The organism is Brevibacterium sp. XM4083, from assembly GCF_006489205.2.
In the GTDB taxonomy this organism is placed as follows: Bacteria; Actinomycetota; Actinomycetes; order Actinomycetales; family Brevibacteriaceae; genus Brevibacterium.
In genome coordinates, this window is sequence record NZ_VFYR02000003.1 from 506428 (window position 1) to 531237 (window position 24810).

Genomic DNA, 24810 nt, shown 5'->3' on the forward strand with positions numbered 1-24810 from the left:
ATGGATCATGTTCAGACCATTGGCTGGAGTCGAATGTAGTATGACCCAGATCACGGTGTCAAGGATCGCCCGAGGTTAGTCTTGAGGAGTGGACGTGGATCGGAACGCAGACGACTCAGGCGGCGGCGTGGGCGGCAAGGCTGACGTCACCGCGGACGCCGGTGCCACCGAGGAAGCTGATGTCACCGAGGCGGCTGCGGGGTCCCAGCGTCCGGCCCGGCTGCGCGGCGGCAACGTCTTCGAGCACACGATCGCCGAGCTGCTCCGCGCGATCCGTCTCGGCCAGTACCTCGTCGGCGACAAGCTGCCGCCCGAACGCGAGCTCGCCGCGCGGATCAACGTCTCCCGGGCGACTCTGCGGCAGGCGCTCAGCGAGCTCCAGACCGCCGGTGTCGTCAGCGTCCGCCGCGGTCGCTACGGGGGCACGTTCGTCACCCGCCTGCCGGCCGCCGACAGAGAGGCCGGGATCGACCTCGGCGAACTCGACGATGCGGTGCGGTTCCGGCTCATCCTCGACACTGCGGCCGCCCGGGTCGTCGCCGCCCGCGAGCTCAGCGCCGAGGAGCGGGAGACGCTCACCGCCGCGGAGCAGGGCTGCTGGATGCCGCTGGGCAGCTCGGCCGAGGACATCGAGCAGTTCCGCGCCCTCGACGCGCGGTTCCACCTGACGATCGCCGAGCTCACGGGAATCCCCTCGCTCGCCGAGGCGGCCGCGACGACCCGGGACCGGATCAACGCGCTGCTCGATCAGATCCCGTTCATCCACACGAACGTCGAGCACTCGTGCATGCAGCATGCGCGCATCGTCGAAGCGATCTTCGACCACGACGCCGAGGCGGCGGCGACGCTGGCCGCCCAGCACGCCGAGGGCACTGAGCAGCTGCTGCGCGGATTCCTCGACGGGAAGTGACCGGACCCGGCCCCGGCGTGACCGACCGAGGGCGACCCCGCCTCGGCGAGGGCATCACCCGGCGACGAGCCTGCGGGCCTCCTCCCGGTGGGCGGCGATGAGGGCCTCGGTGTCGAGCGTCTGACCGTCCGCGCCGATCGCGCGACCGTCGCGGACGCGCCAGGCGCCGGCGACCATGACCCGGTCGGCCTTCTCCGCCCCGCAGAGGACGAGGGCGGGGAGCGGATCGTGCGCGCCGGAGAACGCGAGCCCGTCGAGGCGGAACAGGGCGAGGTCGGCCTGCTTGCCCACGGCGATCTCGCCGATGTCGTCGCGGCCGAGGGCCGCCGCGGACCCCCGGGTCGCCCAGTCGAGGACGCGGCCGCAGGTGACCGCCTCGGCGCCGTAGCGCAGACGCTGGATGTAGAGGGCCTGGCGGACTTCGCGGATGAGGTTCGAGGCATCGTTCGAGGCGGAGCCGTCGACCCCGAGTCCGACGCTGACGCCGGCGTCTTCGAGTTCGACGGCACGGGCGATGCCCGAGGCCAGGCGCATGTTCGAGGTCGGGCAGTGGGCGACGGAGACCCCGGCCGCGCCGAGGCGGACGATCTCCTCGTCGTCGAAGTGCACGCCGTGGGCGAGCCACGTGCGGTCGCCCAGCCAGCCCACGGATTCGAGGTAGTCGACGGTGCGCAGGCCGAAGCGCTCACGGCAGAAGTCCTCCTCGTCGAGCGTCTCGGCGAGGTGGGTGTGGAGGCGGACGTCGAGGTCGGCGGCGAGCGCGGCGCTGTCGCGCATGAGTTCGGTCGTCACGGAGAACGGTGAGCAGGGGGCGAGGCCGATCTGGACCTGTGCGCCGATGCCGCGCTCGTGGTAGGTCTCGACGAGGCGGCGCGAGTCGGCGAGGATCACCTCGGCGTCCTGGACGGTCTGCTGCGGCGGCAGGCCCCCGTCGTCCTCACCGAGCGACATCGAGCCGCGGGTGAGCATCGCGCGCATGCCGAGGTTCCGGACGACGCCGACCTGGACGTCGATGGCATCGTCCATGCCGGTCGGGAACAGGTAGTGGTGGTCGGCGGCGGTCGTGCATCCGGATTCGAGGAGTTCGGCCATCGCGACGGTCGTGGCGAGTTCGAGGGCGCGCGGGGTCAGGCGCGCCCAGACGGGGTAGAGGTTGGTCAGCCAGCCGAAGAGGGGGAGGTCGGCAACGGGCGCCCAGGCGCGGGTGAGCGTCTGGTAGAAGTGGTGGTGGGTGTTGATGAGTCCGGGCGTGATGACGTGCTCGCTCGCATCGACGATCTCGTCGGCAGGGATGCCGGGCGCGCCTCCGGCGGGCACGAGTTCGACGATCGTGCCGGACGCGGTGTCGACGACGATGCCGCCGCGTGCGTCAGTCGCGTCATGGGTGTCGTGGGTTGCAGGGCTCCCCGCCGGGGAAGCGCTGTCTGCCCGGGTGGAGCGCCCGAGGTGGACGGCCAGGGGGTTGCGCAGCCAGATTCTCGTCATCGTCATCGCCTCTCGATGGGTGGGCTGTCGCGGTCGGGCGCGTGCCCGGCCGCCGGTGAGGCGAGGACGCTGGGGCCATCGCCACCAGCTCAGGTTTCACGGCGTCTGCTGCTCCGCCGGTCGATGCGGGGGTGATTCGCGCTGCTCGTCCACCCTGTGCGGATCCGGCGCTGATCTGTGGGATCCGGCGCTGATTTGTGCGCGGAACCGACACCGACAAGACTGAACTCTAACATGTGCTCCGCATCACGATTTCGAGTTGCCAACCCGACAGCATTCGCTTAGCATTCTGCGATAAGGAAAAATACTTTCACATCTTGGAAGTGATATTCGCCAGAGGAACATTCCGGCCGACCTCACCGGAAGCAGTACAGCGATCCGATCCTCTCAAGGCGCAGGCCGGGTTCACGATGTGAGCCTTCGTTCTCGGCGGTGCATTGACGCACTCCCGGACGGCACCGCCTTCAGCGACCGGCCAGCAGGTTCGCGCCCGATCATTCGGGGCGCGAGCAGGAATTCGATGGAGAAGACAATGTCGGTGTCCAAACAGTCCAAGCACAAGACGCAGCGGCCAGAGGACGAGCGGCTGCCGGTCGGCACGTCGTTCGCGTACGGCCTGCAGCACGTCCTCACGATGTACGGCGGCATCATCGCCGTCCCCCTCATCATCGGCAAGGCCGCCGGTCTCGACGATGCCGGCATCAGCGTGCTCATCGCATCGTGCCTGTTCATGGGTGGTCTGGCGACGATCCTGCAGTCGTGGGGTGTGCCGTTCTTCGGTTCTCAGCTCCCGCTCGTCCAGGGCGTGTCGTTCGCCGGGGTCGCCACGATGACGGCGATCCTCGCCGGCGGCGACGGTCTGCCCGAGGTCTTCGGAGCAGTGCTCGTCGCCTCGGCGATCGGGCTCATCGTCGCGCCGGGGTTCGCCCTCATCGTCAAGTTCTTCCCACCGGTGGTCACGGGCACCGTCATCACGACGATCGGCCTCTCCCTCATGCCGGTGGCCGCCGGGTGGGCGATGGGCGGCAACGCCGAGGCGCCTGACTACGGCAGCGCCCGCAACATCCTCATCGCGGTCGGCACTCTCGCCGTCGTTCTGCTGCTCAGCAGGATTCCCGTCGCGATGATCTCGCGCCTGTCGATCCTCCTGGCGATCGTCGTCGGCACCGTCGTCTGCCTGATCTTCGGGTGGGCGGACTTCTCGAACGTCCTCGATCGCGGCATCTTCGCGTTCCCCGAGCCGTTCGCGTTCGGCATGCCGACCTTCTCCGCCGCGGCGATCATCTCGATGTTCATCGTCATCATCGTCACCTTCGCCGAGACGACGGCCGACATCATCGCCGTCGGCGAGATCGTCAAGACGAAGGTCGACTCGAAGCGCATCGCGAACGGCCTGCGCGCCGACATGCTCTCCTCGGCCGTCTCGCCCGTGTTCAACTCGTTCACGCAGTCGGCGTTCGCGCAGAATGTCGGCCTCGTGGCGATCACCGGCGTGAAGTCGCGCTTCGTCGTCACCGCCGGCGGTGTCATCCTCGTCGTGCTCGGTCTGCTGCCGGTCATGGGCGGAGTCGTCGCAGCGATCCCGTCGCCGGTTCTCGGCGGTGCCGGCATCGTCCTCTTCGGCACGGTCGCGGCCTCGGGCATCCGGACGCTGTCGAAGGTCGAGTACGAGGGCAACCTCAACATGATCATCGTCGCGGTCTCCCTGGCCTTCGGCATCATCCCCGTCGTCGAGCCGGACTTCTACAACTCGTTCCCGTCGTGGGTCGGCATCATCCTCCACTCGGGCATCTCGTCGGCGACGATCATGGCCGTGCTGCTCAACCTCATCTTCAACCACATCGGCGCGAAGACGAAGGACCGCTCGGACCGGTCCGTGTTCGTCGCGGGCACCGGGCGCGTGGTTCGGCAGCAGGATCTGCAGCGTCTCCTCGACCACGAGGCGATCCTCGCCGAGGGCGACACGATCAAGGACGGCAAGATCGTCGACTGCAACGGCGAGGAGGTCCCCGTCGTCACCGATGACCAGCACGAGAAGATCGTCGAAGCCACGAAGAACGGCGAGGTGAAGACGAAGGACGACGTCCGCCGCGTCATCGAAGAATCGGAGCAGTGACCCGCCGAGGTTGTCGTTCGTGATCGTCGACGTCGCCCAGCGGGGGTGAACGCGAATGGCGCGCAGCGTCGGAGATCGTGAAGGTCACACGGCGGGGTGATCGTGATCGCCGGCGTCGCGTGGCGGGGTGATCGCGAATGTCGCGCAGTGTCGGTGATCATGAGCGTCACACTGTGGGGGTGATCGTGAACGTCGCCCGGCGGTGGTGATCGTCAGTGTCGCGCAGTGTCGGTGATCATGAGCGTCACCCCGAGGGCGCTGTCAGGCTGTCAGAACGGCGGGGGTTCGCCGTTGTCCCACACCCATTCCCTGTCTTTCGGGTTCTTCCACTCGATCGACCCGAACTTCGCCCACCACCCGGGGTGTCCGCCGCTTCCCTCGGGTCCAGGAGATTCGGCGGACCGCCGCACCTCACCCGAGCGGCGGACCTCGCCGCCCTGTTCGCACGGCGCCTCGTTCCGATCGGGCAACCTCGGTGATCGAGATGCGTCGTTCGGATCGGGCAACTTCGGTGATCGAGATGCGTCGTTCGGATCGGGCGGCCCCGGTGGTTCAGGCATGTCGCTTGTGTCGGAACGCGTCCATGAATGGGATGGCGGCGGTGGGTCGAGAGACGTCGATGGGTCGGGCGGCTGGGGTTGCACCGGAGAGTCCGGCAGGTTCGGTGACTCCGGCAGGTCAAGTGAACCTGGCCGGATCGATGACTCTGACCGGTTCGGTGAGTCCGGCTGGTCTGGTGAGTCCGGCGAATTCGGCAGGTTCGGTTTGCCCGGCAGGTTTGGCGACTCTGGCAGGTTTGATGAGTCTGGCGGACTCCCTTGCCCCGGCGTATCGTGCGGATCCGATGGGCCCGATGAATCGGGCGGACCGGATGGCGCTGGCGGGTCGGCATCGCCGATCTCGCGCATGAGTCTGGCATTCTCGGCGTTCACCGGGTGATCGGGTGGCGGTACGGTCGCGGTGCTGCCATGGGCGAAGCGGTACTCGATCACGCCGGGTTCCACCATCCGCACCGAGTACTTCCCGTCGGTTTTCGCCTGGTGGTGCTGTTTGCAGAGCGGATGGAGGTTGCCGAACACGGTCTTGCCGCCGGATGCCGGATCGTCGTGATCGAACGGGATGATGTGGTCGATCTCCGAGGTCTCGGCCCGTCGTCGACAGCCCGGAGCGGTGCATCCGCGCCATTGTGCGATGAGCGTCTGTCGGATCGCGGCGGGGATCTGATAGCTGAGAGCTTTCGCGTCGATCGGCGTGCCGGTCGCCGGGTCGGTGAGGATCCGGGTCCATGTCCTCGAGTGGGCGGCGATGTATCGCGCGGTCTCGGCGGGAACCGGGGATCCGTCGGAGAAGGTGCCCGGCAGATCCGCCTGCTGCGCCAGGGACATGCAGGGCACGGTGGTGATCATCTTCGCTTGGGCACGCATCCAGAACTCGTCGGTCGGCATCGAGACCGACAGGGCGTACGCCGCCCGACCGAAATCATCCAGCTCAACGCCGGGGAGTCGCTGCAGTCGGTGCGCAACGTCAAGGCCCGTAGGAGAAGGGTGGTCCTTGGTGTCGCCCGCTGAATCGGCGATGACCGCTGAGGCATTGCCGCCGGAGCCCACAGGAGCGTCTGTGGTGTCGGAACGGCCGGCGGCGTCAGCACGGCCGGTGGTGTCGGAACGGCCGGCGGAGTCAGAACCCCCTGAATGGTCGCCGCCTGCTGAGCCATCGGCAGTGGTTGCTGCGGTGGCAGTGGTTGCTGCGTCGGCGGTGATTGCTGCGGCGACTGCGGCGTCGATGTCCTCGGCAGTTCTGACGTCGTCGAGGTCAAGGGGAATCTCCCTTGTCGTCGTTTCGCCCGTGTCGGTGTCGTGGGCGCGCACCTGAATGCTGACCTGAGGAACCGTGCGGGTGAAGATGTCGAACATGAGTGCGGCGATGCCGCGGTCGTCGTCGATGACGGCCCCAGGCGGAAGCTGGTCGGCGATGGCTGCGGTGCTGCCGTTGCGGATGAGCTTCGCGAAGGCCTCGATGCGCACGTAGAGGGCCTGCAGGTCTGCCGACGACCCGGTCAGGGTCAGGCACGCCGTGCCATCGGGGTACGTGGTGAGATCGACGCGACGGTGTTCGCGGGCGCTCTCCGTCCTCTCCTCGCTGGGCTGCAGAACCGCGATCTTCATGGCGAGCGACTTCTTGAAGGTTTCGATCGTGATGTCCGCGCGGCGCTCGTCGAGGTAGCGATCGATGGCCAGCAGCTTCGTGAACCTGAGATGGCGGCACGCCTGCGCGGCGGCAAGGATGTGCTCGATCGTGAACTCTCCGGCCGCGCATCGCGCGTGGAACCTGGGCAGCCCATGGACGAGCGTCATTGCGGCGACAATGTGCGCGTAGGTGCCGGACACCGTCGAGCCGCGGATCGCTGAGAGCTCAGCGACGTCCTCGGTGTGGGAGAACCGGTGAACCCATCCATCCATCGTCTGGGTCTCGCTGAACTTGGGGAATCCCGGCAGAAACGCCGAATCGACACTCTCTGCTCCCGGCGCCCCGGGTGCTCCTGTGCCGCCCTCAGCAGGCGCCGGGACTTGGGACTCGGAATCATCTGAACCGGTTCTGCCGGGCTCCGTGTCGATCGGGCCGGCGACCGGGTCACCGGCCCCGGCGTCTGAACAGGCCCCAGCATCTGAAGAGAACTCGACATCAGAAGAGAACTCGGCATCGGAAGAGAGCCTGACATCGGGAGAGGAGCCGGCATCGGACGAGACCTCGGCATCTGAAGAGAACTCGGCATCAGAAGAGAGCCTGGCATCAGAAGAGAACTCGGCATCGGGAGAGGAGCCGGCATCGGACGAGACCTCGGCATCTGGTGGGCCCGCGGCGTCTGGTGGGCTCGCGGCGTCGCCACAAGTCGCACTCTGTTCGTCGGGCTCATCACCGGTGCCCTTGCGGGGTCGGATGAACCTCCACGCCGTCTCGGTGAAGGTCGCATGCCGGTAGGGGCTGCCGGGATCGGGATTGAGGAGGTCGAGATGACCGATGACATCGGCGAGGAAGGCGCGCGCCGTCGCTTCGAGAGCCGCGATCTGCGCCCGGTCCGAGGATGTGTAGACCGCGTAGACGTCGGCGTAGGGAGAGGTCGGATCGACCTCGACACCACGGGGATTCGAGCCAGGCTGATCTGCGGATGGAACCGATTCGATTGTGTCAGTCACGGGATTCACCTGTCTTCCCACATCAGCGTGGCTAATGACATTAGTGTAGTTCACGTCGCATTCGATGTCAATGCTTATTTCGAAACTCGTTCGAACGTGAAATTCATTCGCTTCGCAGTAATGAGCGATATTCGGGGGCGGTCGCGAGCGAAACCGTCAGGTCCGAGTGCGCCTCGGAGAGTCGGATCGGGCATACTGCGCTCACTCTTATCGGCGGGGCAGCGTCGATGGACACCAGGGTCCTGCGGCGTGCATTGCGCGTGGAACCAGACTGGTTCCCGCGATTCGGAGCGCTGGGAGCATCAGGCGGAACGAACCCGCCGAGCGAATCCAGTCCGTCGCGAATACGGGGCGCTGGTCGAGTCCGCGTCACCACGAGAACCCAGCCCGGTCCGCCCTCGACACGTGACTGCGAGTCGCCGTTGCGGTCTGCTTTTCAAAGGAATCGGTGAGTAGTCGGACGGCACTCCGCGTGCCCGCTCGGCACTCCGAACGTCGTCGCAGCCCCTCAACCCACGGGCACCTCAATCCGCCGTCGACACACGTGACTGCACGTCGGGACACATGCTCAGCGTCTCAGAAGCCCCGACCCCTGCTCAGCGTCTCAGACATCCCGTCTCAGACATCCCGTCTCAGACATCCCGTCTCGGACTCAGCGCCCGAGACCCGCCGCCTCAGTGTTCCCGGCTCAGACTCCCCTGCCTCACACCTCGCTGGTCAGCAGTCCGGGCAGCTCGGTCATCGAGTCGAACGTGGCGTCGGCGCCGACGGCGAGCAGAGCCTCGGGCCGCTGATGGACGGGCGAGGGAGGGCAGAAGCCGAAGACGAACGATCCGGCGGCCCGCCCCGCGATGACGCCGGTGGGCGAGTCCTCGATGACGGCCGCCTCGGCGGGATCGACTCCCAGCGCATCCGCGGCCGCGAGATAGACGTCGGGGGCCGGTTTGGACTTGGGGAGCTCCATCCCGGAGAAGATCCGGCCCTCGAAGACGTCGTAGAGGCCGATCTTCTTCAGCTGCAGCTCGATCTTCGGGCGGTCAGCACTTGACGCGCACGCGAGCCTGCCCGGATAGGCGGGCACGATGGTCCGCACAGCCTCGACGACTCCGGGGATGGCCTGCAGGGAGGCTTCGAGCTCGACATTGCGGCGCCGCCGGAAATCGGTGAGCCACGCGTCGTCGATGCGGAATCCCGTGTGCGCTTCGATGACGTCGGCCTCGTCGCGCAGCATCTTGCCGACGAACCGCGCGACCGCTTCCTCCTGCGACAGGTTCCAGCCGAGCTCGGCGAGCATGCCGCGCAGCACCCCGTTCGTGATGTTCTCGGAATCGACGAGGACGCCGTCACAGTCGAACAGCACGGCAGCGAATTTCGGGCTCAGATCCATACGGTCGATTCTGTCATCCGCCGAGGCCGATTCCGTCATCCATCCCGCGCTCACCTGGCTTCCCTCGCTCACCTGGCGTCGAAGTCGCATCGATGTCCTCGCCGAGGTGGCCGACTCGAGTCCCAGCAGCACCCACCGCCTCGGTGGTCCCAGCAGCACCCACCGACCCGATTCCCAGCAGCACCCCGAACCGCCTCGGTGATCCGGGCCCCCGCAGCATCACGTCAGTGGCGCGACTCCGTTCACATCAGTCCGGCGACCCCGCCGGACTCGGCGAATGCCGAGTAGAGCAGCAGCCCGGACCCGAGCGCGCACCCGATGATGACGAGCCCGAAGAGCGTCAGCCATCCCCCTGCGGGCACGGACGAGCCGCGGCTGAGGATGTAGGCATCGGACTGCTGGACGTTGCGCCGGCGAGTGTGGACGCGGATGACCTTGACGAGGTCCTTGAGCGAGCCGAGGGCGAGCGCGACGCCGAGGCCCGCGACGAACACCGCGATCCACTCGAGCGGGAGGAAGACGACGAGCAGCTGCGCGGCGATCGCCGTGCACACCGCGATGACGACACCGGCGACGTTGCGGATGAAGATGAGCGCGATGAGGAGGACAAGGGCGCCCAGCGACAGTGCCAGCGGCGCCCAGCCGTAGATCGCCGAGGTGATGAGGACGAGTCCGAGGACCGCGGGCGCCGGGTATCCCCAGAAGCCGGACCAGGTGGCGGAGAACCCGACCCGACCGAAGGAGTTCATCTGCCCCGAATGGTCGAAGTTGAGCGAGATCCCACGCACCACTCGGCCGGTCATCAGGGCGGCGAACGCGTGCCCGAGCTCGTGGACGAACGTGACGAAGAGTCCGAAGAACCGCCAGATCGCCGGCGTCATCGTGATGACGAGCGGGATGCCGAGGATGATGAGCAGCTGCGTCGGACCGAGGTCGAGGCCGTCACCGCGCCCGAATCCCGAGGTGATCGCCTCCCACCACGTCGACACGCCCTGCTGCAGGTCCATCGCCACCTCACTCGCCCGTTGCGCAGTCCCCGCACCGTCGTGGTGCGCGCCTGCCCCGCGCCCGCACCGCTCGGTCGGGCCTGAGCGCTCAAGTCTAGGAAGCGACCCTGAGTGAGGCGCTCAGGCGATCGCCAGCTTCGTCTCGGGATCGAAGAGACGCGCCCGCTCGGGATCCGCGGTCACCCACATCCGCTCGCCCCGCTGAGGCTCCGCGCCCTTGGGCAGGCGGACGACGAAGGGCCGGTCGCCGAGGCTGCCCGCAGTCCCGGTCGACGTGGTCTCTGCGCCCGGTGACGATCCCGTGCCCGCGCCGCCGGTCAGCGCACCGTAGACGTAGGTGTCGGAGCCGAGCTCCTCGACGAGGTCGACCTCGAGTTCGAACGCCCCCTCCCCCGCCGCGGCCGGCCGGAGATCTTCGGACCGGATGCCGAGGACCACCTCGGCGCCGGACGCGGGAAGATCCCTGACCACGGGCACAGCCGCGCCCCCGACGCTCACCGTGGACTCACCGCGGTGAGCGGGAAGGAGATTCATCGTCGGTGAGCCGATGAAGCTCGCGACGAAGAGCGACGCCGGATGGTCGTAGAGTTCGCGCGGGGTCCCCACCTGCTCGATGCGACCGTCGTTCATGACGACGACGCGGTCGCCCATCGTCATCGCCTCCGTCTGGTCGTGCGTGACGTAGACGGTGGTCACAGCGAGCCGGCGCTGCAGCGCAGCGATCTGCGCACGGGTCTGGACCCGCAGCTTCGCGTCGAGGTTCGACAGGGGTTCGTCCATGAGGAACACCTGCGGCTGGCGCACGAGCGCCCGGCCCATCGCGACCCGCTGCCGCTGCCCGCCGGAGAGTTCGCGCGGTTTGCGGTCGAGCAGTCCGTCGAGCTCGAGCATCGCCGCCGCGGTGTCGATCTGAGCGCGACGCTGCTCCTTGGGCACACCGGCGTTCTTCAGTGAGAACTCAAGATTCCCGGCCACGCTCATATGCGGATAGAGCGCGTAGGACTGGAACACCATGGCGACATCGCGGTCCTTCGCCCCGACGTGCGTGACATCGGTGCCGCCGAAGGCGATGCGCCCCGCGGTCGGCAGCTCGAGGCCGGCGAGCATCCGCAGCGTCGTCGACTTCCCGCAGCCCGACGGTCCGACGAGGACGAGGAACTCCCCGTCGGCGATGTCCAGGTCGAACCCGGAGACCGCCGGCACGTCGGCCCCCGGGTAGCTGAGGCTGACGTCGGTGAGCGCGACATCGACCATGGTCTTCCCCTTCCTGTCGGGAGTCGGTTACTTCAGCTTCTCCGGGACGTCGTTGTCGTAGAGGCGCTGCATCTCTTCCTGTGCGGACTGCAGCTGCTCGGTGACGTCGACGTCCGAGGTGAGGATCGTCTGCAGGGACTTCGCGATGGTCAGGTCACCGCCGGGCAGAAGCACGCGACCGGGGTCCTGGGTGCGGGTCTTCGCGAGCTGTTCGACGGCGACCTGGAACTGCGGAGTCGTCTCGTACACCGCGCTCATGTCCGCGTCGGTGCGCACCGGCAGGTATCCGGTGCCCTCGGAGAACTTCGCCGTGTTCGCACTGTTCGTCAGGTAGTCGAGGAACATCGCCGAGGCGAGCTGCTCCTCCGGTGACGACTTCGCCGAGATCGCGACTCCGGCTCCGCCGGTGGGCACCACGGCCTCCGTCTCCGCAGGTCCGCCCGGCAGGAAGCCGACGCCGACCTCGAAGTCTGCGGTGTCGAGGATGCCCTTGAGCGAACCGGTCGATGCGAGGATCTGGCTCGTGGCACCGGCGGCGAAGTCGTCCTCCGGCGTTCCGCTCGAAACCGTCGCCCAGCCGTCCTGCGTCGAATCCTGCGCGAACTGCACGGCTTCGACCGTCTCGGGGCTCGTCATCGCCGACATGTCCCACTCACTGCTCCAGCCTCCGCCGTAGCCCCACACCAGGTTGCCGAGGATCCAGGCCGGGTAGGAGTCCTCCTTGGGATAGGCGAGCGCGGAGTTCGCGACGCCAGCCTCCTGCAGCTGCTCGGAATTCGCCTTGACCTCGTCCCACGTCGCCGGTGCCCCGTCCTCAAGACCGGCCTCCGCGTACTGATCCTTGTTGTAGTAGAAGATCGGAGTCGACCGTGCGTAGGGCACCGCGTAGTGGGCGTCGTCGTAGAGGTAGTCGTTGTAGAGGGTCTCCTGGTACGTCGAGGTGTCGGCCCCGGCCGCCTCGAGAGCCCGGTCGACGGGCAGCAGCGAATCGTTCGCGAAGTTCGTGAACCACGTGGCGTCGGAGACGACGACCATGTCCCCGACGTCATCGGAGGTCTGCGCGGTCTGGAACTTCTGCGACACCTCCTCGTAGTTCGCGCCGGCGGTGACGAGTTCGACGTCGATGCCGGACTCCTCCTTGAAGCCGGCGATGATCTCCTTCTCGATCTCCATCGACCCACCGGGATGGTTGGACCAGAAGGTGATCGACTCGGCAGGTTCGACTCCCGAGAAGTCGACGTCGGCACCGGCGGCGGAGTCGGATCCGACGCTCGGCCCGCAGGCGCTCATCCCGAGCGCGGCGAGTCCGAGGACGGCGGTGGACAGGGTGAGTCGTGAGCTGAAGCGCGGCATGGGCTCTCCTTGGTCGGGTTATGGTTCGGTCTGGTCTGGCGGGTTATGGTTCGGTCTGGTCTGGCGGGGTCTGGCTCGGTCTGGTCTGGCTGGGTCTGGTCTGGCGGTGCGACTGGAGTGGAGGTGGTCGGTGGCGGGTCTCGGCCGGATCCGGGCGGGCCTACTTCACCGCCCCTTGGGTGAGCCCGGAGACGATGTGGCGCTGGAGGGCGGCGAAGACGATGAGGACGGGCACGATGACGAGGACTGCTCCGGCCATGAGGGAGCCGTAGCTGCCCGTCTGGCCTTCGACGGACTGGAGGAGGTTGAGTCCGACGGGCAGCGTCATGCTCTCCGGGGTGTCGGTGATGACGAGCGGCCACATGAAGGAGTTCCACTCGGTCACGATCGTCACCAGCGCGACCGTCGCGATGGCCGGCGCGGAGACCGGGACGACGATGCGCCACAGGCGCTTCCAGTGGCCGGCACCGTCGAGCTCGGCGGCTTCGAGCATGTCGACGGGCAGGGTCTTGAACTGCTGGCGCAGGAGGAATGTGCCGAATGCCGTGCCGAGGCCGGGCAGCAGGATCCCCCACAGCGTGTTCCGGCCGCCGAGGGCGGAGATCGTCAGGTAGTTCGGCAGCAGCGCCACCTCGGGAGGGACCATGAGCGCAACGAGGATGCCGAGGAAGATGACGTTTCTGAACCGCACCCGGATGAAGACGAGGGCGTACGCCGAGGTGATCGCCAGCACCACTTTGATGAGCGATCCGACCGTGGTGACGATGACGCTGTTGAGGAGGATCCTGCCCAGCGGCACACTGTCCGCGACGGCCTCGTAGTTGCCGAGCGTCGGCTCCTGCGGCAGGAGGGTGGGAGACAGTGTGATGATCTCACCCGGCGGCTTGAACGACGCGATGACCATCCAGGCGAGCGGCAGGACGATGAGGGCGATCGCGATGAGCAGCGGCAGCCACCCCGTGAGGATCGTGTCGAGCAGGTGCCCGGGGGCGATCGCCTCACGCCAGGCGGCACGAGCATTCCCCGAGGCCCTCTGCGTCCGTGCGGGCGAGCCCAGCGCGGAGAGGCCCCGCCGTCTCCTCGAGGCGGTTTCGCCGTGTCCCATGCCACCGTCGGTGACCGGATCCTCCGGCCCCGCCTCGGCGCTGGTCTTCTGCGTCCTCATGCGTAGTGCACCTTCCTCTCGACGTAGCGCATCTGCACCGCAGTGATGACGAAGAGGGCGGCGAAGAGGACGACGGAGATCGCAGCGGAATAGCCGGCCCGCTGGTAGACCCCGAAGCCCTGCAGGAAGAGCTCGAAGACGATCGTGTTCGTGCCGTTGCCGTTCGGCGTCATGATGCGCAGGATGTCGAAGGCCTGCATCGACGACAGAATCGTGGTGATGACGAGGAAGAACGTCGTCGGGCCGAGCAGGGGGAAGCTGATCGAGAAGAACCGCCGGACGGGACCGGCATGGTCGATCGCCGCGGCTTCGAGAAGATCGCGGGGCAGGGACTGGAGACCGGCGAGGTAGACGACGGCACAGTAGCCGAGGTTCTTCCACACGTAGACGATGATGACCATGAGGAGCGCCAGGTCCGGGTCGAGGTACCACTCCGGGGAGTTCTGTCCGAAGAAGGCGACGACGTGGGAGAGGAGTCCGAGCTGCGGGTCGAAGATGAAATTCCACACCATGCCCACCCCGACTCCGGAGAGCACATACGGCGAGAACACGGCGGTGCGTGCGAAGGTGCGACCCGGGATCTGCTTGTTGAGCACGAGGGCGAGGGCGAGGCCGAGGGCCATCGAGATCGCCACCGTCGAGACCGTGAAGATGAGGGTGACCCGCCACATGTCGAGGCCGGTCGGCGAGGTGAAGAGCGTGATGTAGTTGCCCAGTCCGATGAACTCGGCACTGTTCGACCCGAGTCGCCAGTCGAGGAGCGAGTAGTAGATGTTCGATGCGAGGGGGTAGTAGATGAACGCAAGGATGAGGAGGACGTTCGGGCCGATGAAGGCAGTGAAGATCGCCCAGTCGCGGAGACTGCGGGTGCGCTGTTCGCGCTTCGCCGAACTCGTCCGCGTCAGGCTCATCGGCGTCCTCCGTCATGGTCGGGGGGGTCATCGGGCAACCGGATCAGTGTCGCGATCCTCGATGAACCTCGGGAAAGGTCTGCCTGAACGCCGATGAGCTGGCCGGTGAACGGGTCGGGAGCGTCCGCAGACGACACGCGGCCAGCCCCCGCGCGGGCTGTCTGACCTGCGACGACACCGCCACATGGACGCAGGTCGACGCCGAGGTGAACGTGTTGCCCGTGTGTTCACCTCTGCCTTCCAGGCACCCCTCTCCGGCGCCCCTCCCCGCCAGTCCGAACAGCCGGCCGACTCCGACAATCCACCCTGTCGTTGAAGATCGCAGGGAGGGGAAGTTCGCCGAGGCGGCCCCCACTGTCCGGGAACGCTGAGCTTCCGTGACTACGATGGTCACAGGCCCAGCACACGGTAAGGAGTCTCAATGCCCCGCGAGCGCGCGTTCGCCCAGGTCGATGTCTTCTCCAGCGTTCCCTATCGCGGCAATCCCGTCGCCGTCATCCTCGACGCCGAAGGCCTCAGCGACGACGAGATGGCACAGATCGCGAACTGGACGAACCTGTCGGAGACGACGTTCGTCCTCCCGCCCACCGACGACCGCGCCGACTACCGACTGCGCATCTTCACGAGGACCCGCGAGCTGCCCTTCGCGGGGCATCCGACGCTCGGCTCCGCAGCGGCGTGGCTGCACGCGGGCGGTCAGCCCCAGCGCGAGGATCGTCTCGTCCAGGAGTGCGGGGTCGGCCTCGTCGAGCTGCGCCGCAGCACCGAAACCGCCGATCAGCTCGCCTTCGCCGCTCCGGATCTCCTCCGGTCCGGTTCCCTCGACGAATCGTTCGTGTCCGACATCGCCGCCGCGCTCGGCGTCGATCGCAGCGAGATCCTCGACCACGCGTGGGTCGACAACGGTCCGGGCTGGGCCGCGGTCCGGCTCGCCTCCGCAGACCAGGTGCTCGCCCTCACCCCTGACTTCTCGGGGCTTCCCGACCTCAAGCTCGGCGTCGTCGGCACCCATCCGCAGGGGTCTGACCACGAATACGAAGTCCGCGCGTTCGTTCCCGGCGTCGGGGTCGCCGAGGATCCCGTGACCGGCAGCCTCAATGCCTCCGTCGCCCAGTGGCTGATGGACTCCGGCCTCGTTCCGGATGCCTATACCGCGACGCAGGGCACGGCGATCGGCCGTGCCGGCGTCATTTCGATCACCCGGGACGGCGATGCCGTCTGGGTGGGCGGCCCGACGACCGTGTGCTTCACCGGCACCGCGAGCGCGTGAGGGCAGGACGATGACGAACACACTCCGCCCGACCGATGTGCCGGTCACCGCCGCCCACGGTCGCGTCTACTTCGGACTCCAGGCCCTCCTCGGCACCGCCTGGTGGGCAGGCGTCTTCACGATGCCCGGCGTGCGCACTGCGACCCTCGGCCCGCTCGACCCCATCGTCGTCGCCGTCTTCGACATCCCCCTCTTCGTCCTCGCCTCGGCGGCCGTCGCCTTCGGCGTCCGCCTGGCGGTGTGGGTCGTCGTGCCGTGGACGATCCTCGTCGCCCTCGGCATGACCGTCTACGCGACGGTGACGACGCAGGCCGGACTCGGCGCGGTCGCCATGATCGCCGCCGCCGTCGCCGGCGTCATCGCCGGGTCCCTCGTCGCTTTCGGACGCGTGCCGAGCGAGCGCCTCCTCGTCGGGCCGTTCGCCTTCCGCAGCTCCCGGACCGACGGTGAGAACGCACTTCTCATGCGCACGTTCGCCCAGCTCGTGTGCTTCTGGGGCGTCTTCCTCGTCATCCTCCCGTGGATCATCAAGTCCCTCGAGGAGCGCTGGCAGCTCGACGTCAAGTTCCCCTTCCTCGTCGTCCTCGCCGGTTTCGCCCTCCTCGTCCTCGCGAGCGCGCTCGGCATCTGGTCGGCAGTGACGATGGCGCGCTTCGGCGGCGGCACGCCGCTGCCGTCGGCGATGCCCAACCGCCTCGTCGACGACGGCCCGTACCGCTTCGTCCGCAATCCCATGGCCGTCGCCGGAGTCGTCCAGGGCGTGGCGATCGGCATGTTCATCGAATCATGGCTCGTCATCGTCTACGCGATCGCCGGGTCCCTGCTGTGGAATTGGATGATCCGCCCCCATGAGGAGGCGGATCTGCGGCAGCGCTTCGGTGCCGACTTCGACGATTACAGCGCCGAGGTGGCCTGCTGGGTCCCCGGACGCCGTTCCCGCTGACCTCGCCGTTCCCGCTGACCGCGCCGAGGCGGCCCGATCGCCGAGGCGGCCAGCTCACACTCCTGCTTCGTGCACGGTGACCGCGTAGCCGTCCGGATCGCTGAAGGTGAACGTCAGACCGAACGGGCTCGGTGACGGCGGTCGCAGGATCTCCACCCCCGCCTCGGCGAGTGCGTCATGGAGTTCTGCGGTGCCCACACAGCTCAGCCACAGCGCCACCCCGGTTCCCGGCCGCTCGACGGCGTCGAGATCGACACCGGGAAGCGGTTCGCGGACGGCGAAGGGGATCGGCTCGGTCGCGAAGACGACGGCACCGGGAGGACTGGCCGGCGCTCGGGTCAGCCCGAGCCGCGTCTCGTAGAAGTCGGCGGCGTCGTCGACGTCGCGCACCTGCAGGGCGACGAAATCCACTCCGTTGACGGTCATGATGGCTTCCTTCCCTCATGCTCCGACGTCACTTTCGACTCTGCGAACCCATCGGAGCTTCTATATGTCAGGTTTCTGACATTGCCACCGTATGTCAGAATATTGACATGAGTCAAGAGAGTCCTCGCCTCGAATCACTGATCGGGTATCAGCTCAAGCACCTGCAGTCGCTGCTGAAGTCGCGCATGGACGAAGTCCTCCGACCGCTCGGCCTCTCGACGCCGCAGTATGCGTGCCTCGAACTGCTCAAGCGCAGCCCTGGAGCATCGAATTCGGAGCTCGCCCGCGGCGCGTTCGTCACCCGGCAGGCAATGAACACGCTGCTGCGCGGCCTGCAGGATCGCGACCTCGTCACCCGACCCGACACCGTCGATTCAGGGCGAGCCCGGCCGACGACGCTCACTGCCGACGGGCAGACCCTGCTCACGCAGGCGTCGAGACTCGTCGAGGGGATCGAGGAGCGCATGGTCTCCGGCCTCGACCAGGACGGGCGGAAGCGCCTCGGCGCGGCACTCGACACCTGCATCGATGCCCTCGAGGGACCGGCAGACCCATCCCACGAGCCGCCTCACCGCACGACGTAGTCGACGGGCTCCTTCTCCGTGCGCGGAGGCCAGATGAGCATGACCAGCAGCGCGAGGGCGGCCCCGAGACCAGCGCCGAGGGTGTTCGTCACGAGGTCGCTGACGGTGCCGAACCGCGTGGGTGAGAGCAGGGTGAGCTGGGTGCCTTCGATGAGGCAGGTGAAGACGAGACCCGCGACCCAGGCGATCCACCAGCGCCGCGGGCCCAGCTGCAGGGCGAGGAGGAAGCCGAACGGGACGAAGAGTCCGACGTTGGCGAGCTTCTCGAGCGTCACGTAGTCGATCCATGCCGTCGACTCATGGGAGGCGAGGAAGGCGAGGAGGCGCGCGATGAACGAGTCGGGGCCCGTGTCGAGCTGCTGCGGGGTGAGCGTGACGAGCGCGATGAACGCGGTGTAGAGGATGAGGAGTGCGAGCGGCACTGTGCGCAGCCGCTGCCTGTATCCGCTCATCGTCTGCCGTCCGTCATCTGTCGTCATTGTCATCCGTCATCACCGTCGCCTGTCATCACCGACAACGATAGCGATCTCGCCGAGGTGGGACTCCCAGCCGTCATGCCAGGAGCGGTCAGACTGCTCCTCACCGGCGGAGCCGACCGGCAGAGGCCCAGCCTCACGGGAACCGTGCGGTCAGCTCCCCGATGCGCCGACTGCGGTCCTCGACCTTCATCCGCCCAGCCGCCTCGAGCAGGCTCATGCCGTGGAGCGCACTCCAGAACACCTCAGCGGCGGTGTCATCGCCGATCACCTCGGCGAGCACGGTGAAGGCCCCGCGCAGCTCCGGTTCATTGCCCTCCTCGGCGAAGCGCGCACCGATCGGCTGCGCGAACATGGCCTCGTAGACGGCAGGGTGGTCCCCTGCGAAGTCGAGGTACGCCCGGGCAAGCGCGGCGACGATGCTCTGACGCGGCCGGCCGCAGTTCGCGGGCCCTGGGTCAGTCGGAAGGCCCTGGGTCAGTTCGCGGGCCCTGGGTCAGTTCGCGGGCACAGCCTCGGCGGCGGTCAGCGAGGCAATGTCGATGACAGCGCGGAAGTAGACCTCACCGGCGACGACGCGATCGTAGGTCGAGTCCGCCTCGGCGATGTCGATCGTCTCGATCTGGGCGGCGATGCCGTGCTCGGCGCAGAAGTCGAGCATCTCCTGGGTCTCGGCGATGCGGCCGATGTTCGATCCGGCGAGCACCTTGCCGCCGCCGATGAGCGATCCGAAGCCGAGCTCCTGCTTGCTCGGCGGCAGCCCGACGACGGCCATGACTCCGCGCGGGGCGAGCAGTCGCAGGTACGCGTCGACGGGGATGTCGGCGCTGATCGTGTTGAGGATGAGGTCGAACTCGCCGCGGTGCTCGGAGAAGAAGTCCTCGTCGGTCGTCGCGAGCATCCGTTCGGCCCCGAGGTCGATGGCGAGCTGCTCCTTCTTGCGGCTGCGGGAGAGCACGGTGACCTCGGCGCCCATGGCCGCGGCGATCTGGACGCCCATGTGCCCGAGTCCGCCGAGCCCGAGGACGGCGACCTTCTTCGGCGCTCCGGCCTTCTTCTCACCGGCGCCCCAGCGGTTGAGCGGCGCGTAGGTGGTGATGCCGGCGCAGAGCAGCGGGGCGGCCACGTCGAAGTCGAGGCCGTCGGGGATGCGGAGGACGAAGCGCTCGTTGACGACGACCTTCTCCGCGTACCCGCCCTGGGTGATGGTGCCGTCGACGTCGGTCGAGTTGTACGTGCCGACGTTGCCGCGCAGGCAGTTCTGCTCCTGGTCGGCGAGGCATTCGACGCATTCGCCGCACGAGTCGACGAGGCAGCCGACCCCCACGCGGTCACCGACCTTCCAGTCGGTGACGTCCGCGCCGACGGCGGAGACGACTCCGGCGATCTCGTGGCCGACGACGAGCGGGAAGTCGACCTCGCCCCATTCGTTGCGGACGGTGTGGATGTCGCTGTGGCAGATGCCGGCGGCTCGGATGTCGATGACGACGTCGTCGGGACGCGGGTCGCGGCGCTCGATCTCCGCGACGCGGAAGGGCTCCTCGGGCCCGGTCTTCTGCAGTGCCTTGACGGTGATTGCCATGGGTGACCTCCGGTGTGTGCAGCGGTGCGGTGCTGATCTGGGGACACCCTACATCGTGTCCCTGACGTGACGATGACCGACGCCCGGTCACCAGGTGCCTTGTCACTTCGCGGCGGCGCGCTCTCCGATCGTCAGATCGAGCGGGAAGTCGACGGGAGCGTCGCCGAAGAGCAGTCGTCCCGCCGAGGCGGCCGCCTCCCTGATCGCGTCGGCCGCGGCGTCGGCCTGCGCTGCCGGGGCGTGGACGATGACCTCGTCGTGGAGGAAGAAGACGAGGTGGGCCCGGCCGTCGAACACCGGTCCGGAGGCGTCGGCCCGCCCCTCGTCGAGCTCGGGGAGGCGCGCGAGGCGCAGACGCAGATCGGCGAGCCACGCGAGCGCCCATTCCGCGGCGGTGCCCTGCACGACGAAGTTGCGGGTAAAGCGCCCCCAGTCCCCTGCGGCGCGTCTGGCCCGGTTCTCATCGGCCGGGGTCGCATCGAACGCATTCGCCTGCGCCTGCACCTGCCGCCAGCCGTCGCTCGGCGCCGGGGACGACCGCCCCAGCCAGGTGGTGACGATCCCGCCGCCGAGCCCCACCTCGGCGGCGGTGTCGACGAGGCGCATCGCCGCAGGGAAGGACGTGCGCAGACGGGGGACGAGCCGGCCGGCCTCCCCTGTCGTCGACCCGTACATCGCGCCGAGGACGGCGATCTTCGCCTCCTGCCTCGTGGCGACGATCCCCTCGTCGACGAGGCCGGAGTAGAGGTCGCGGCCGCGCCCGGCCTCGGCCATCGCCCGGTCGCCGGACATCGCGGCGAGCGCCCGGGGCTCGAGCTGGGAGACGTCGGCGGAGATGAGGGTCCACCCGTCGTCGGCGCGCAGGGCCGGGCGCAGCTGCCGGGGGATCTGCAGCGCCCCACCGCCGCTGGCCGCCCAGCGCCCGGTGACGACGCCGCCGGGCACGTAGACGGGACGGTACCGGCCCTCGCTCACCCATTCGGCGAGCCAGTGCCAGCCGTTGGCCGAGAGCAGCCGGGCCATCCTCTTATAGCGCAGCAGCGGTTCGATCGCCGGGTGGTCGGATTCGGCGAGCTCCCACTTCGACGTCGAGGACACGTTGATCCCGGCGTTGCGCAGGGAGGCGAGCAGGCGGGTCGGGGAATCGAGGTTCGCGCGGGGATCGTCGAGGGCGGCCCGGACCTCCTCGGCGACGGCGAGCATCTTCGCGGGCTTCGCGCCCGCAGCCGGTTTCTCGCCGAGGAGGTCCGTGAGTATCCGCCCGTGCTCGGTGACGTCCCACGGCACTCCGGCCGCGTGCATCTCCGCGGCGACGAGGCCGCCGGCCGATTCCGCGGCGAGCAGGAGGCGCAGGCGTCCCGGGTCGGTCGCGGTCGTCAGCGCCGCCTGCTGCCGGGCGAACTCGGCGAGGGCGGCGTCGATGTCATGGGGCACCTCCTTCGGGCGTCCGCGCCCGCCGGCGACGTCGAAGAGGGTCTCCGCCTGCCCGACGGCGGGGGCGGTGACGGGTCCCGCGTCCCACTCCGCGGCTGCCCGCAGCGCCGTGGGCTCGGTGACGAGTTCGGAGCGGACGAGGATCGCATGAGCGAGCCTGAGGTCGTGGGCGCGGTCGATGCGCACCCCGGCCGCGAGCAGCGCCGGGGACCACTTGGGGGTGTCACTGAGCACCCACCTCGGCGCGGGGGCGGGGGGCGCGCCGAGGCCATCGGGCGATCCGTCGCGACGTTCACGGGCACGGACGAAGTCGGGAAGGGCCGCCTCGGCGAGGTCGGTTCGGGCGATCTCCCCTCCGGACGCGTCGAGATCGACGACGGTGAGCGTGCCGTCGTCGCCCGGACCCGCCTGTTCGTCGCGGCGCGCGGCACCGATGACGGACCACGCGACCGTCGGCGCGGTCTCACTCGGCATGGGTCAACCCTACTGCGCGCTGCTGACACGAGATCCTATGCGTCGCCAGGGAGGAGCACCGAGGTTCCCGATTCTCCCCGGATGACGATGAGCCCCGATTCGATCCGCAGCTCCGAGTACCCCAGCGGCCACGACGCGACCTGTTCGCCGGCGGCGTCGATGAGGACGAGTCCGTCGGGAGTGCCGGGGAAGAGGAGCAGCGAGCCGTCGGTACTCACACCCTGGAGCATGATGAGGCTGTCGGGCAGCTCGGCGATCTCACCGGAGCGCGTGAAGTCGCTCTGCCGCTCGTCCTGGACGAGGGCGGGCGTCCCGTCGGCGCTCACGCCGACAACGGTGCCGGCCTGCCGGTGGTCGGACAGGGGGAACGTCACGCCCTGACGGGGGTCCGGGACGAAGGGGTACTGCGAGATGCCCGTCGTGCGGTCGACCTCGCGACCGTCGAGGTCGACGAACGCGTATTCGGGGTCGGTCTCCTGGATCTTCTCCACATAACCGTCGCTGGCCCATGTGATCCAGTCGGGCCGGGTGACGGCGGTCGACAGCCTCTCCTCGCCGGATTCGAGGTCGAGAACGGTGATCCGCTTCCCCCGCTGGTTCGTCACCCCGAGGAGATCGCCGGCGAGGACGGTCACCTCGGAGCCTGCCGCGACGGGACTGCGCCACACCTCGCTCCCCTTCTTCTCACCTGTGCCCATGTCGAGTCCGACAAGATCCTCGTCGCGCGTCCGGACGACGACGCGGGTGCCGGCCCAGGCCACCGGCTGAGCGCTCGCGACCTCGGGTCCCAACCCCAGGGCCTGCCGCTCGGTCCCCGTGGCCGGATCGACGAGGCTCCAGGCGTGCATCCCCGACTGCCACTGGGTCCCGACGACGACCGTCGCCGCGGACGCGGCAGGGACCGACGAATCCGGGTCCCCGGGCAGCAGCGAGCCCTGCCCGCAGGTCGCATCGTCGATCTCCCAGAGGAGCTGACCGCCGCGCAGCTGTCTGCCCATCACCGTCGAGTCCCCGCCGACCCCGCGCTCGACCTCGATCGCCATGTCCTCGGTCACCGCGCACACCTCGTTCGCCGTCGCGTACTGCGCGACGAACCCGGCCGCGTACTCATCAGTGAGCCACGCGCCCTCATCACCGTGCGGAGTCAGCTGCACCTGCGCCTCGGGCGGCAGGTCCGAATCGTCCGACGGCGAGGCTGTGCAGGCGGAGAGTGTCAGACCGAGCACGGCGGCGAACGCGATTGCGGCGGAACGGATCGAGGTCATGGAAGCGAATCTATGCCCGGTCTCGAACCCGGTGGTGCTCATCCTGTTCCGGTTCGGCAACAGCCGCGTCGGGAGCTGGGGCCCTGCTTCCGGAGCGGGGACCGCTCATCCCAGGGCGAGCGCGGCCGCGAGCGCGAGGACCGACAGCGTCGACATGAGCGTCCGTGCGAGGTTCGCGCGGTTCCACCGGGTCTCGAACGCCGCGCGCGCCGCCGCGTGGTCCGCCGGGGTGAGGATCGATGCACGGTCGAGGCCCTGGTTGAGGGGAACATTGACGATGACGGTGATGAGGAAGGAGACCACCGAGGCGGCCGCCGCGACCCACAGCAGCGCCGTCCCCGCCGGTCCTGCTCCGATTCCGAGGCCTCCCGTTGCGACACCGATCCTCAGCGTCCCCGCCACCGCAGCGGCTGCCGCGGTGAGCGGGGCACCGACGAAGACGACAAGGAATGTCGGACGGACGATCATGGCGTTGATCGCCCGGAATCCGCGGACGAACTCCCCGTCGGCGAGTCTCCGGTACGCGGGCGAGATCGCGCAGACGAACGCGAAGAACAGTCCGGCGAGCAGCCCGTTCGCCAGCGTCGCGAGGCCCGCGAGGACACCGATGATCATCACGACACCGGTGATCATCACAGGCCGCCCGTCTCGGAACCGTGCCCGACCAGTCCTGCGATCGTCTCCTCGATCGTCGTCGTCACCGTGATGCTCCGATCGCCCCGCGGCGCGAGGAGACCCGCGGCGTCGGCACGGTAGAGCTCGGCGAGGCTGTCGGCGACGTGGGGTGCGAACCCGGCCTCGGTGAGCGCGGGCGCCCACGCGGGTTCGGGGACGATCTCGACGGTGAGTGCGCGACCGAGGGCTCGTCCGAGCACCTCGGCGACCTCGGACTCCGTGCGGCTCGGCCCGATGATGTCGACGGCCTCGCTCGACGGCGGCGGGGCGAGGAGCGCGCGGGCGGCGACCGCGCCGAGGTCACGGGTCGCGACCATCGGCACGGGTGCCTCGGCGGTGGGCGCGAACACGGGGTAGGTGCCGGTCTCCCGGGCGAGGTCGATGACGTCGGAGACCTTCTCCTGGAAGTGCCCCGACCGGAGGGCCGTCAGCGTCGTCCCGGTCGCGCCCAGTGCCCGTTCGAGGCGGTGGAGCCCGGTGATCGGGCCGGTGCCCGCGGCGAGGTCGGCGCCTCCCGAGGAGAGCATGACGACGTGGGGGACGCCCGCCTCGGCGACGGCCCCGGCGATCGCGTCGCTGAGCTCATCGGCGTGGGCGTCGAGGTCGGGGGCGCCGAGGTCGAACGGCAGCAGGGCGAAGAACCCTGTGTCCCCGGTCAGGGCGGCCGTCAGCCCCGCGCGGTCGGTGAGGTCGACCGTGGCGGTGTCCGCTCCGGCCTCGCGCCAGGGTGCGGCGTCGGTCTCCCGGCGGACGAGGACGCGGACCTCGGCACCGGCGTCGAGGAGGGTGTGGGCAGTGGCGGATCCGACGCGTCCGGTGGCTCCTGCGATGACGAACATGATGGACTCCTTCTCAGCTGGGGTGGCTGTTCTGTTGGGTGGCTGTTCTGTTGGGTGGCT

Annotated in this window: 22 protein-coding genes; 6 read left to right on the plus strand and 16 right to left on the minus strand. The window is 68.5% G+C overall.

The genetic code is table 11. From position 1 onward, the window contains the following. The first annotated feature begins 94 nt into the window (after positions 1-94). Positions 95-910 (plus strand): FadR/GntR family transcriptional regulator, encoded by an 816-nt coding sequence (locus FJ887_RS11610; protein WP_249356590.1) that lies wholly within the window; start codon positions 95-97, stop codon positions 908-910. A gap of 54 nt (positions 911-964) precedes the next feature. On the opposite strand, the gene FJ887_RS11615 is transcribed toward FJ887_RS11610, so the two are convergent. Then, the gene (locus tag FJ887_RS11615) at positions 965-2395 is read right to left on the minus strand and encodes an 8-oxoguanine deaminase (RefSeq protein ID WP_212743282.1); all 1431 of its coding nucleotides are present in this window, start codon (positions 2393-2395) and stop codon (positions 965-967) included. A gap of 520 nt (positions 2396-2915) precedes the next feature. Between FJ887_RS11615 and FJ887_RS11620 the strand changes: the two genes are divergently transcribed. Continuing rightward, positions 2916-4511, plus strand: coding sequence for a nucleobase:cation symporter-2 family protein (locus FJ887_RS11620; protein WP_250786220.1), 1596 nt, complete (start codon positions 2916-2918; stop codon positions 4509-4511). A gap of 269 nt (positions 4512-4780) precedes the next feature. Here the strand turns inward: FJ887_RS11620 and FJ887_RS11625 are convergent, their stop codons facing one another. Next, positions 4781-6424, minus strand: coding sequence for an HNH endonuclease signature motif containing protein (locus FJ887_RS11625; RefSeq protein WP_250786221.1), 1644 nt, complete (start codon positions 6422-6424; stop codon positions 4781-4783). On the opposite strand from FJ887_RS11625, the gene FJ887_RS11630 reads away from it, so the two are divergent. Beyond that, a complete protein-coding gene (locus FJ887_RS11630) occupies positions 6368-6919 on the plus strand; it encodes a hypothetical protein (RefSeq protein WP_250786222.1) in 552 nt (183 codons plus the stop codon). The two genes, FJ887_RS11625 and FJ887_RS11630, sit on opposite strands and share 57 nt — an antisense overlap. A gap of 1489 nt (positions 6920-8408) precedes the next feature. Here the strand turns inward: FJ887_RS11630 and FJ887_RS11635 are convergent. The 6 genes from FJ887_RS11635 to FJ887_RS11660 all read right to left on the minus strand — a co-directional run bounded on the left by FJ887_RS11635 (position 8409) and on the right by FJ887_RS11660 (position 14782). Continuing rightward, complete coding sequence (locus FJ887_RS11635) at positions 8409-9092, minus strand: HAD family hydrolase (RefSeq protein WP_140955398.1); 684 nt, start codon at positions 9090-9092, stop codon at positions 8409-8411. Positions 9093-9334: 242 nt separating this feature from the next. Beyond that, positions 9335-10099: a M50 family metallopeptidase gene (locus tag FJ887_RS11640; protein WP_137824578.1), complete on the minus strand. Its 765-nt coding sequence runs from the start codon at positions 10097-10099 to the stop codon at positions 9335-9337. Between the two features lie 120 nt (positions 10100-10219). Continuing rightward, a complete protein-coding gene (locus tag FJ887_RS11645; RefSeq protein ID WP_140955399.1) occupies positions 10220-11353 on the minus strand; it encodes an ABC transporter ATP-binding protein in 1134 nt (377 codons plus the stop codon). Positions 11354-11380: 27 nt separating this feature from the next. After that, entirely contained in the window at positions 11381-12706 is a 1326-nt protein-coding gene (locus FJ887_RS11650) for an ABC transporter substrate-binding protein (RefSeq protein ID WP_140955400.1), read from the minus strand. Between the two features lie 160 nt (positions 12707-12866). Then, positions 12867-13871, minus strand: coding sequence for a carbohydrate ABC transporter permease (locus FJ887_RS11655; protein WP_250786223.1), 1005 nt, complete (start codon positions 13869-13871; stop codon positions 12867-12869). Next, complete coding sequence (locus tag FJ887_RS11660) at positions 13868-14782, minus strand: carbohydrate ABC transporter permease (RefSeq protein WP_140955401.1); 915 nt, start codon at positions 14780-14782, stop codon at positions 13868-13870. The genes FJ887_RS11655 and FJ887_RS11660 overlap by 4 nt, the downstream gene beginning before the upstream one ends. Positions 14783-15203: 421 nt before the next feature. On the opposite strand from FJ887_RS11660, the gene FJ887_RS11665 reads away from it, so the two are divergent. Together FJ887_RS11665 and FJ887_RS11670 are read left to right on the plus strand one after the other, a co-directional pair. After that, positions 15204-16052: a PhzF family phenazine biosynthesis protein gene (locus FJ887_RS11665; protein ID WP_140955402.1), complete on the plus strand. Its 849-nt coding sequence runs from the start codon at positions 15204-15206 to the stop codon at positions 16050-16052. Positions 16053-16062: 10 nt separating this feature from the next. Continuing rightward, positions 16063-16995, plus strand: coding sequence for a methyltransferase (locus tag FJ887_RS11670; RefSeq protein ID WP_140955403.1), 933 nt, complete (start codon positions 16063-16065; stop codon positions 16993-16995). A gap of 54 nt (positions 16996-17049) precedes the next feature. On the opposite strand, the gene FJ887_RS11675 is transcribed toward FJ887_RS11670, so the two are convergent. Continuing rightward, entirely contained in the window at positions 17050-17421 is a 372-nt protein-coding gene (locus tag FJ887_RS11675) for a VOC family protein (protein ID WP_137824581.1), read from the minus strand. 107 nt (positions 17422-17528) lie between these two features. On the opposite strand from FJ887_RS11675, the gene FJ887_RS11680 reads away from it, so the two are divergent. Next, positions 17529-18005 (plus strand): MarR family winged helix-turn-helix transcriptional regulator, encoded by a 477-nt coding sequence (locus tag FJ887_RS11680; RefSeq protein WP_140955404.1) that lies wholly within the window; start codon positions 17529-17531, stop codon positions 18003-18005. Here FJ887_RS11680 and FJ887_RS11685 read toward each other — a convergent pair. The 7 genes from FJ887_RS11685 to FJ887_RS11715 form a co-directional block, all read right to left on the minus strand. After that, positions 17990-18484, minus strand: a complete 495-nt coding sequence (locus tag FJ887_RS11685; RefSeq protein ID WP_250786224.1) for a VanZ family protein — start codon at positions 18482-18484, stop codon at positions 17990-17992. The genes FJ887_RS11680 and FJ887_RS11685 overlap by 16 nt on opposite strands. A gap of 133 nt (positions 18485-18617) precedes the next feature. Continuing rightward, positions 18618-18962: a TetR-like C-terminal domain-containing protein gene (locus tag FJ887_RS11690; protein ID WP_140955405.1), complete on the minus strand. Its 345-nt coding sequence runs from the start codon at positions 18960-18962 to the stop codon at positions 18618-18620. A 15-nt stretch (positions 18963-18977) separates the two neighbouring features. Further along, on the minus strand, positions 18978-20063 hold the full coding sequence (locus FJ887_RS11695) for an NAD(P)-dependent alcohol dehydrogenase (RefSeq protein WP_140955406.1): 1086 nt from the start codon (positions 20061-20063) through the stop codon (positions 18978-18980). Positions 20064-20165: 102 nt separating this feature from the next. Next, positions 20166-21971 carry a bifunctional 3'-5' exonuclease/DNA polymerase gene (locus tag FJ887_RS11700; protein WP_140955407.1) on the minus strand — a complete coding sequence of 602 codons (1806 nt, stop codon included), beginning with the start codon at positions 21969-21971 and terminating at the stop codon, positions 20166-20168. Between the two features lie 35 nt (positions 21972-22006). Beyond that, positions 22007-23236, minus strand: coding sequence for an outer membrane protein assembly factor BamB family protein (locus tag FJ887_RS11705; RefSeq protein ID WP_140955408.1), 1230 nt, complete (start codon positions 23234-23236; stop codon positions 22007-22009). 105 nt (positions 23237-23341) lie between these two features. Next, the gene (locus FJ887_RS11710; protein WP_140955461.1) at positions 23342-23851 is read right to left on the minus strand and encodes an anthrone oxygenase family protein; all 510 of its coding nucleotides are present in this window, start codon (positions 23849-23851) and stop codon (positions 23342-23344) included. 17 nt (positions 23852-23868) lie between these two features. After that, on the minus strand, positions 23869-24750 hold the full coding sequence (locus tag FJ887_RS11715) for an NmrA family NAD(P)-binding protein (RefSeq protein ID WP_140955409.1): 882 nt from the start codon (positions 24748-24750) through the stop codon (positions 23869-23871). Positions 24751-24810 lie beyond the last annotated feature (60 nt).

What these genes read in the sequence shown, in the direction of transcription:
- FJ887_RS11615 (WP_212743282.1), bottom strand. Translation starts at nt 2,395, where the DNA reads ATGACGAGAATCTGGCTGCGCAACCCCCTGGCCGTCCACCTCGGGCGC.
- FJ887_RS11620 (WP_250786220.1), top strand. Translation starts at nt 2,916, where the DNA reads ATGGAGAAGACAATGTCGGTGTCCAAACAGTCCAAGCACAAGACGCAG.
- FJ887_RS11625 (WP_250786221.1), bottom strand. Translation starts at nt 6,424, where the DNA reads ATGTTCGACATCTTCACCCGCACGGTTCCTCAGGTCAGCATTCAGGTG.
- FJ887_RS11635 (WP_140955398.1), bottom strand. Translation starts at nt 9,092, where the DNA reads ATGGATCTGAGCCCGAAATTCGCTGCCGTGCTGTTCGACTGTGACGGC.
- FJ887_RS11640 (WP_137824578.1), bottom strand. Translation starts at nt 10,099, where the DNA reads ATGGACCTGCAGCAGGGCGTGTCGACGTGGTGGGAGGCGATCACCTCG.
- FJ887_RS11645 (WP_140955399.1), bottom strand. Translation starts at nt 11,353, where the DNA reads ATGGTCGATGTCGCGCTCACCGACGTCAGCCTCAGCTACCCGGGGGCC.
- FJ887_RS11650 (WP_140955400.1), bottom strand. Translation starts at nt 12,706, where the DNA reads ATGCCGCGCTTCAGCTCACGACTCACCCTGTCCACCGCCGTCCTCGGA.
- FJ887_RS11655 (WP_250786223.1), bottom strand. Translation starts at nt 13,871, where the DNA reads ATGAGGACGCAGAAGACCAGCGCCGAGGCGGGGCCGGAGGATCCGGTC.
- FJ887_RS11660 (WP_140955401.1), bottom strand. Translation starts at nt 14,782, where the DNA reads ATGAGCCTGACGCGGACGAGTTCGGCGAAGCGCGAACAGCGCACCCGC.
- FJ887_RS11665 (WP_140955402.1), top strand. Translation starts at nt 15,204, where the DNA reads ATGCCCCGCGAGCGCGCGTTCGCCCAGGTCGATGTCTTCTCCAGCGTT.
- FJ887_RS11670 (WP_140955403.1), top strand. Translation starts at nt 16,063, where the DNA reads ATGACGAACACACTCCGCCCGACCGATGTGCCGGTCACCGCCGCCCAC.
- FJ887_RS11675 (WP_137824581.1), bottom strand. Translation starts at nt 17,421, where the DNA reads ATGACCGTCAACGGAGTGGATTTCGTCGCCCTGCAGGTGCGCGACGTC.
- FJ887_RS11680 (WP_140955404.1), top strand. Translation starts at nt 17,529, where the DNA reads ATGAGTCAAGAGAGTCCTCGCCTCGAATCACTGATCGGGTATCAGCTC.
- FJ887_RS11685 (WP_250786224.1), bottom strand. Translation starts at nt 18,484, where the DNA reads ATGACGACAGATGACGGACGGCAGACGATGAGCGGATACAGGCAGCGG.
- FJ887_RS11695 (WP_140955406.1), bottom strand. Translation starts at nt 20,063, where the DNA reads ATGGCAATCACCGTCAAGGCACTGCAGAAGACCGGGCCCGAGGAGCCC.
- FJ887_RS11700 (WP_140955407.1), bottom strand. Translation starts at nt 21,971, where the DNA reads ATGCCGAGTGAGACCGCGCCGACGGTCGCGTGGTCCGTCATCGGTGCC.
- FJ887_RS11705 (WP_140955408.1), bottom strand. Translation starts at nt 23,236, where the DNA reads ATGACCTCGATCCGTTCCGCCGCAATCGCGTTCGCCGCCGTGCTCGGT.
- FJ887_RS11710 (WP_140955461.1), bottom strand. Translation starts at nt 23,851, where the DNA reads ATGATCATCGGTGTCCTCGCGGGCCTCGCGACGCTGGCGAACGGGCTG.
- FJ887_RS11715 (WP_140955409.1), bottom strand. Translation starts at nt 24,750, where the DNA reads ATGTTCGTCATCGCAGGAGCCACCGGACGCGTCGGATCCGCCACTGCC.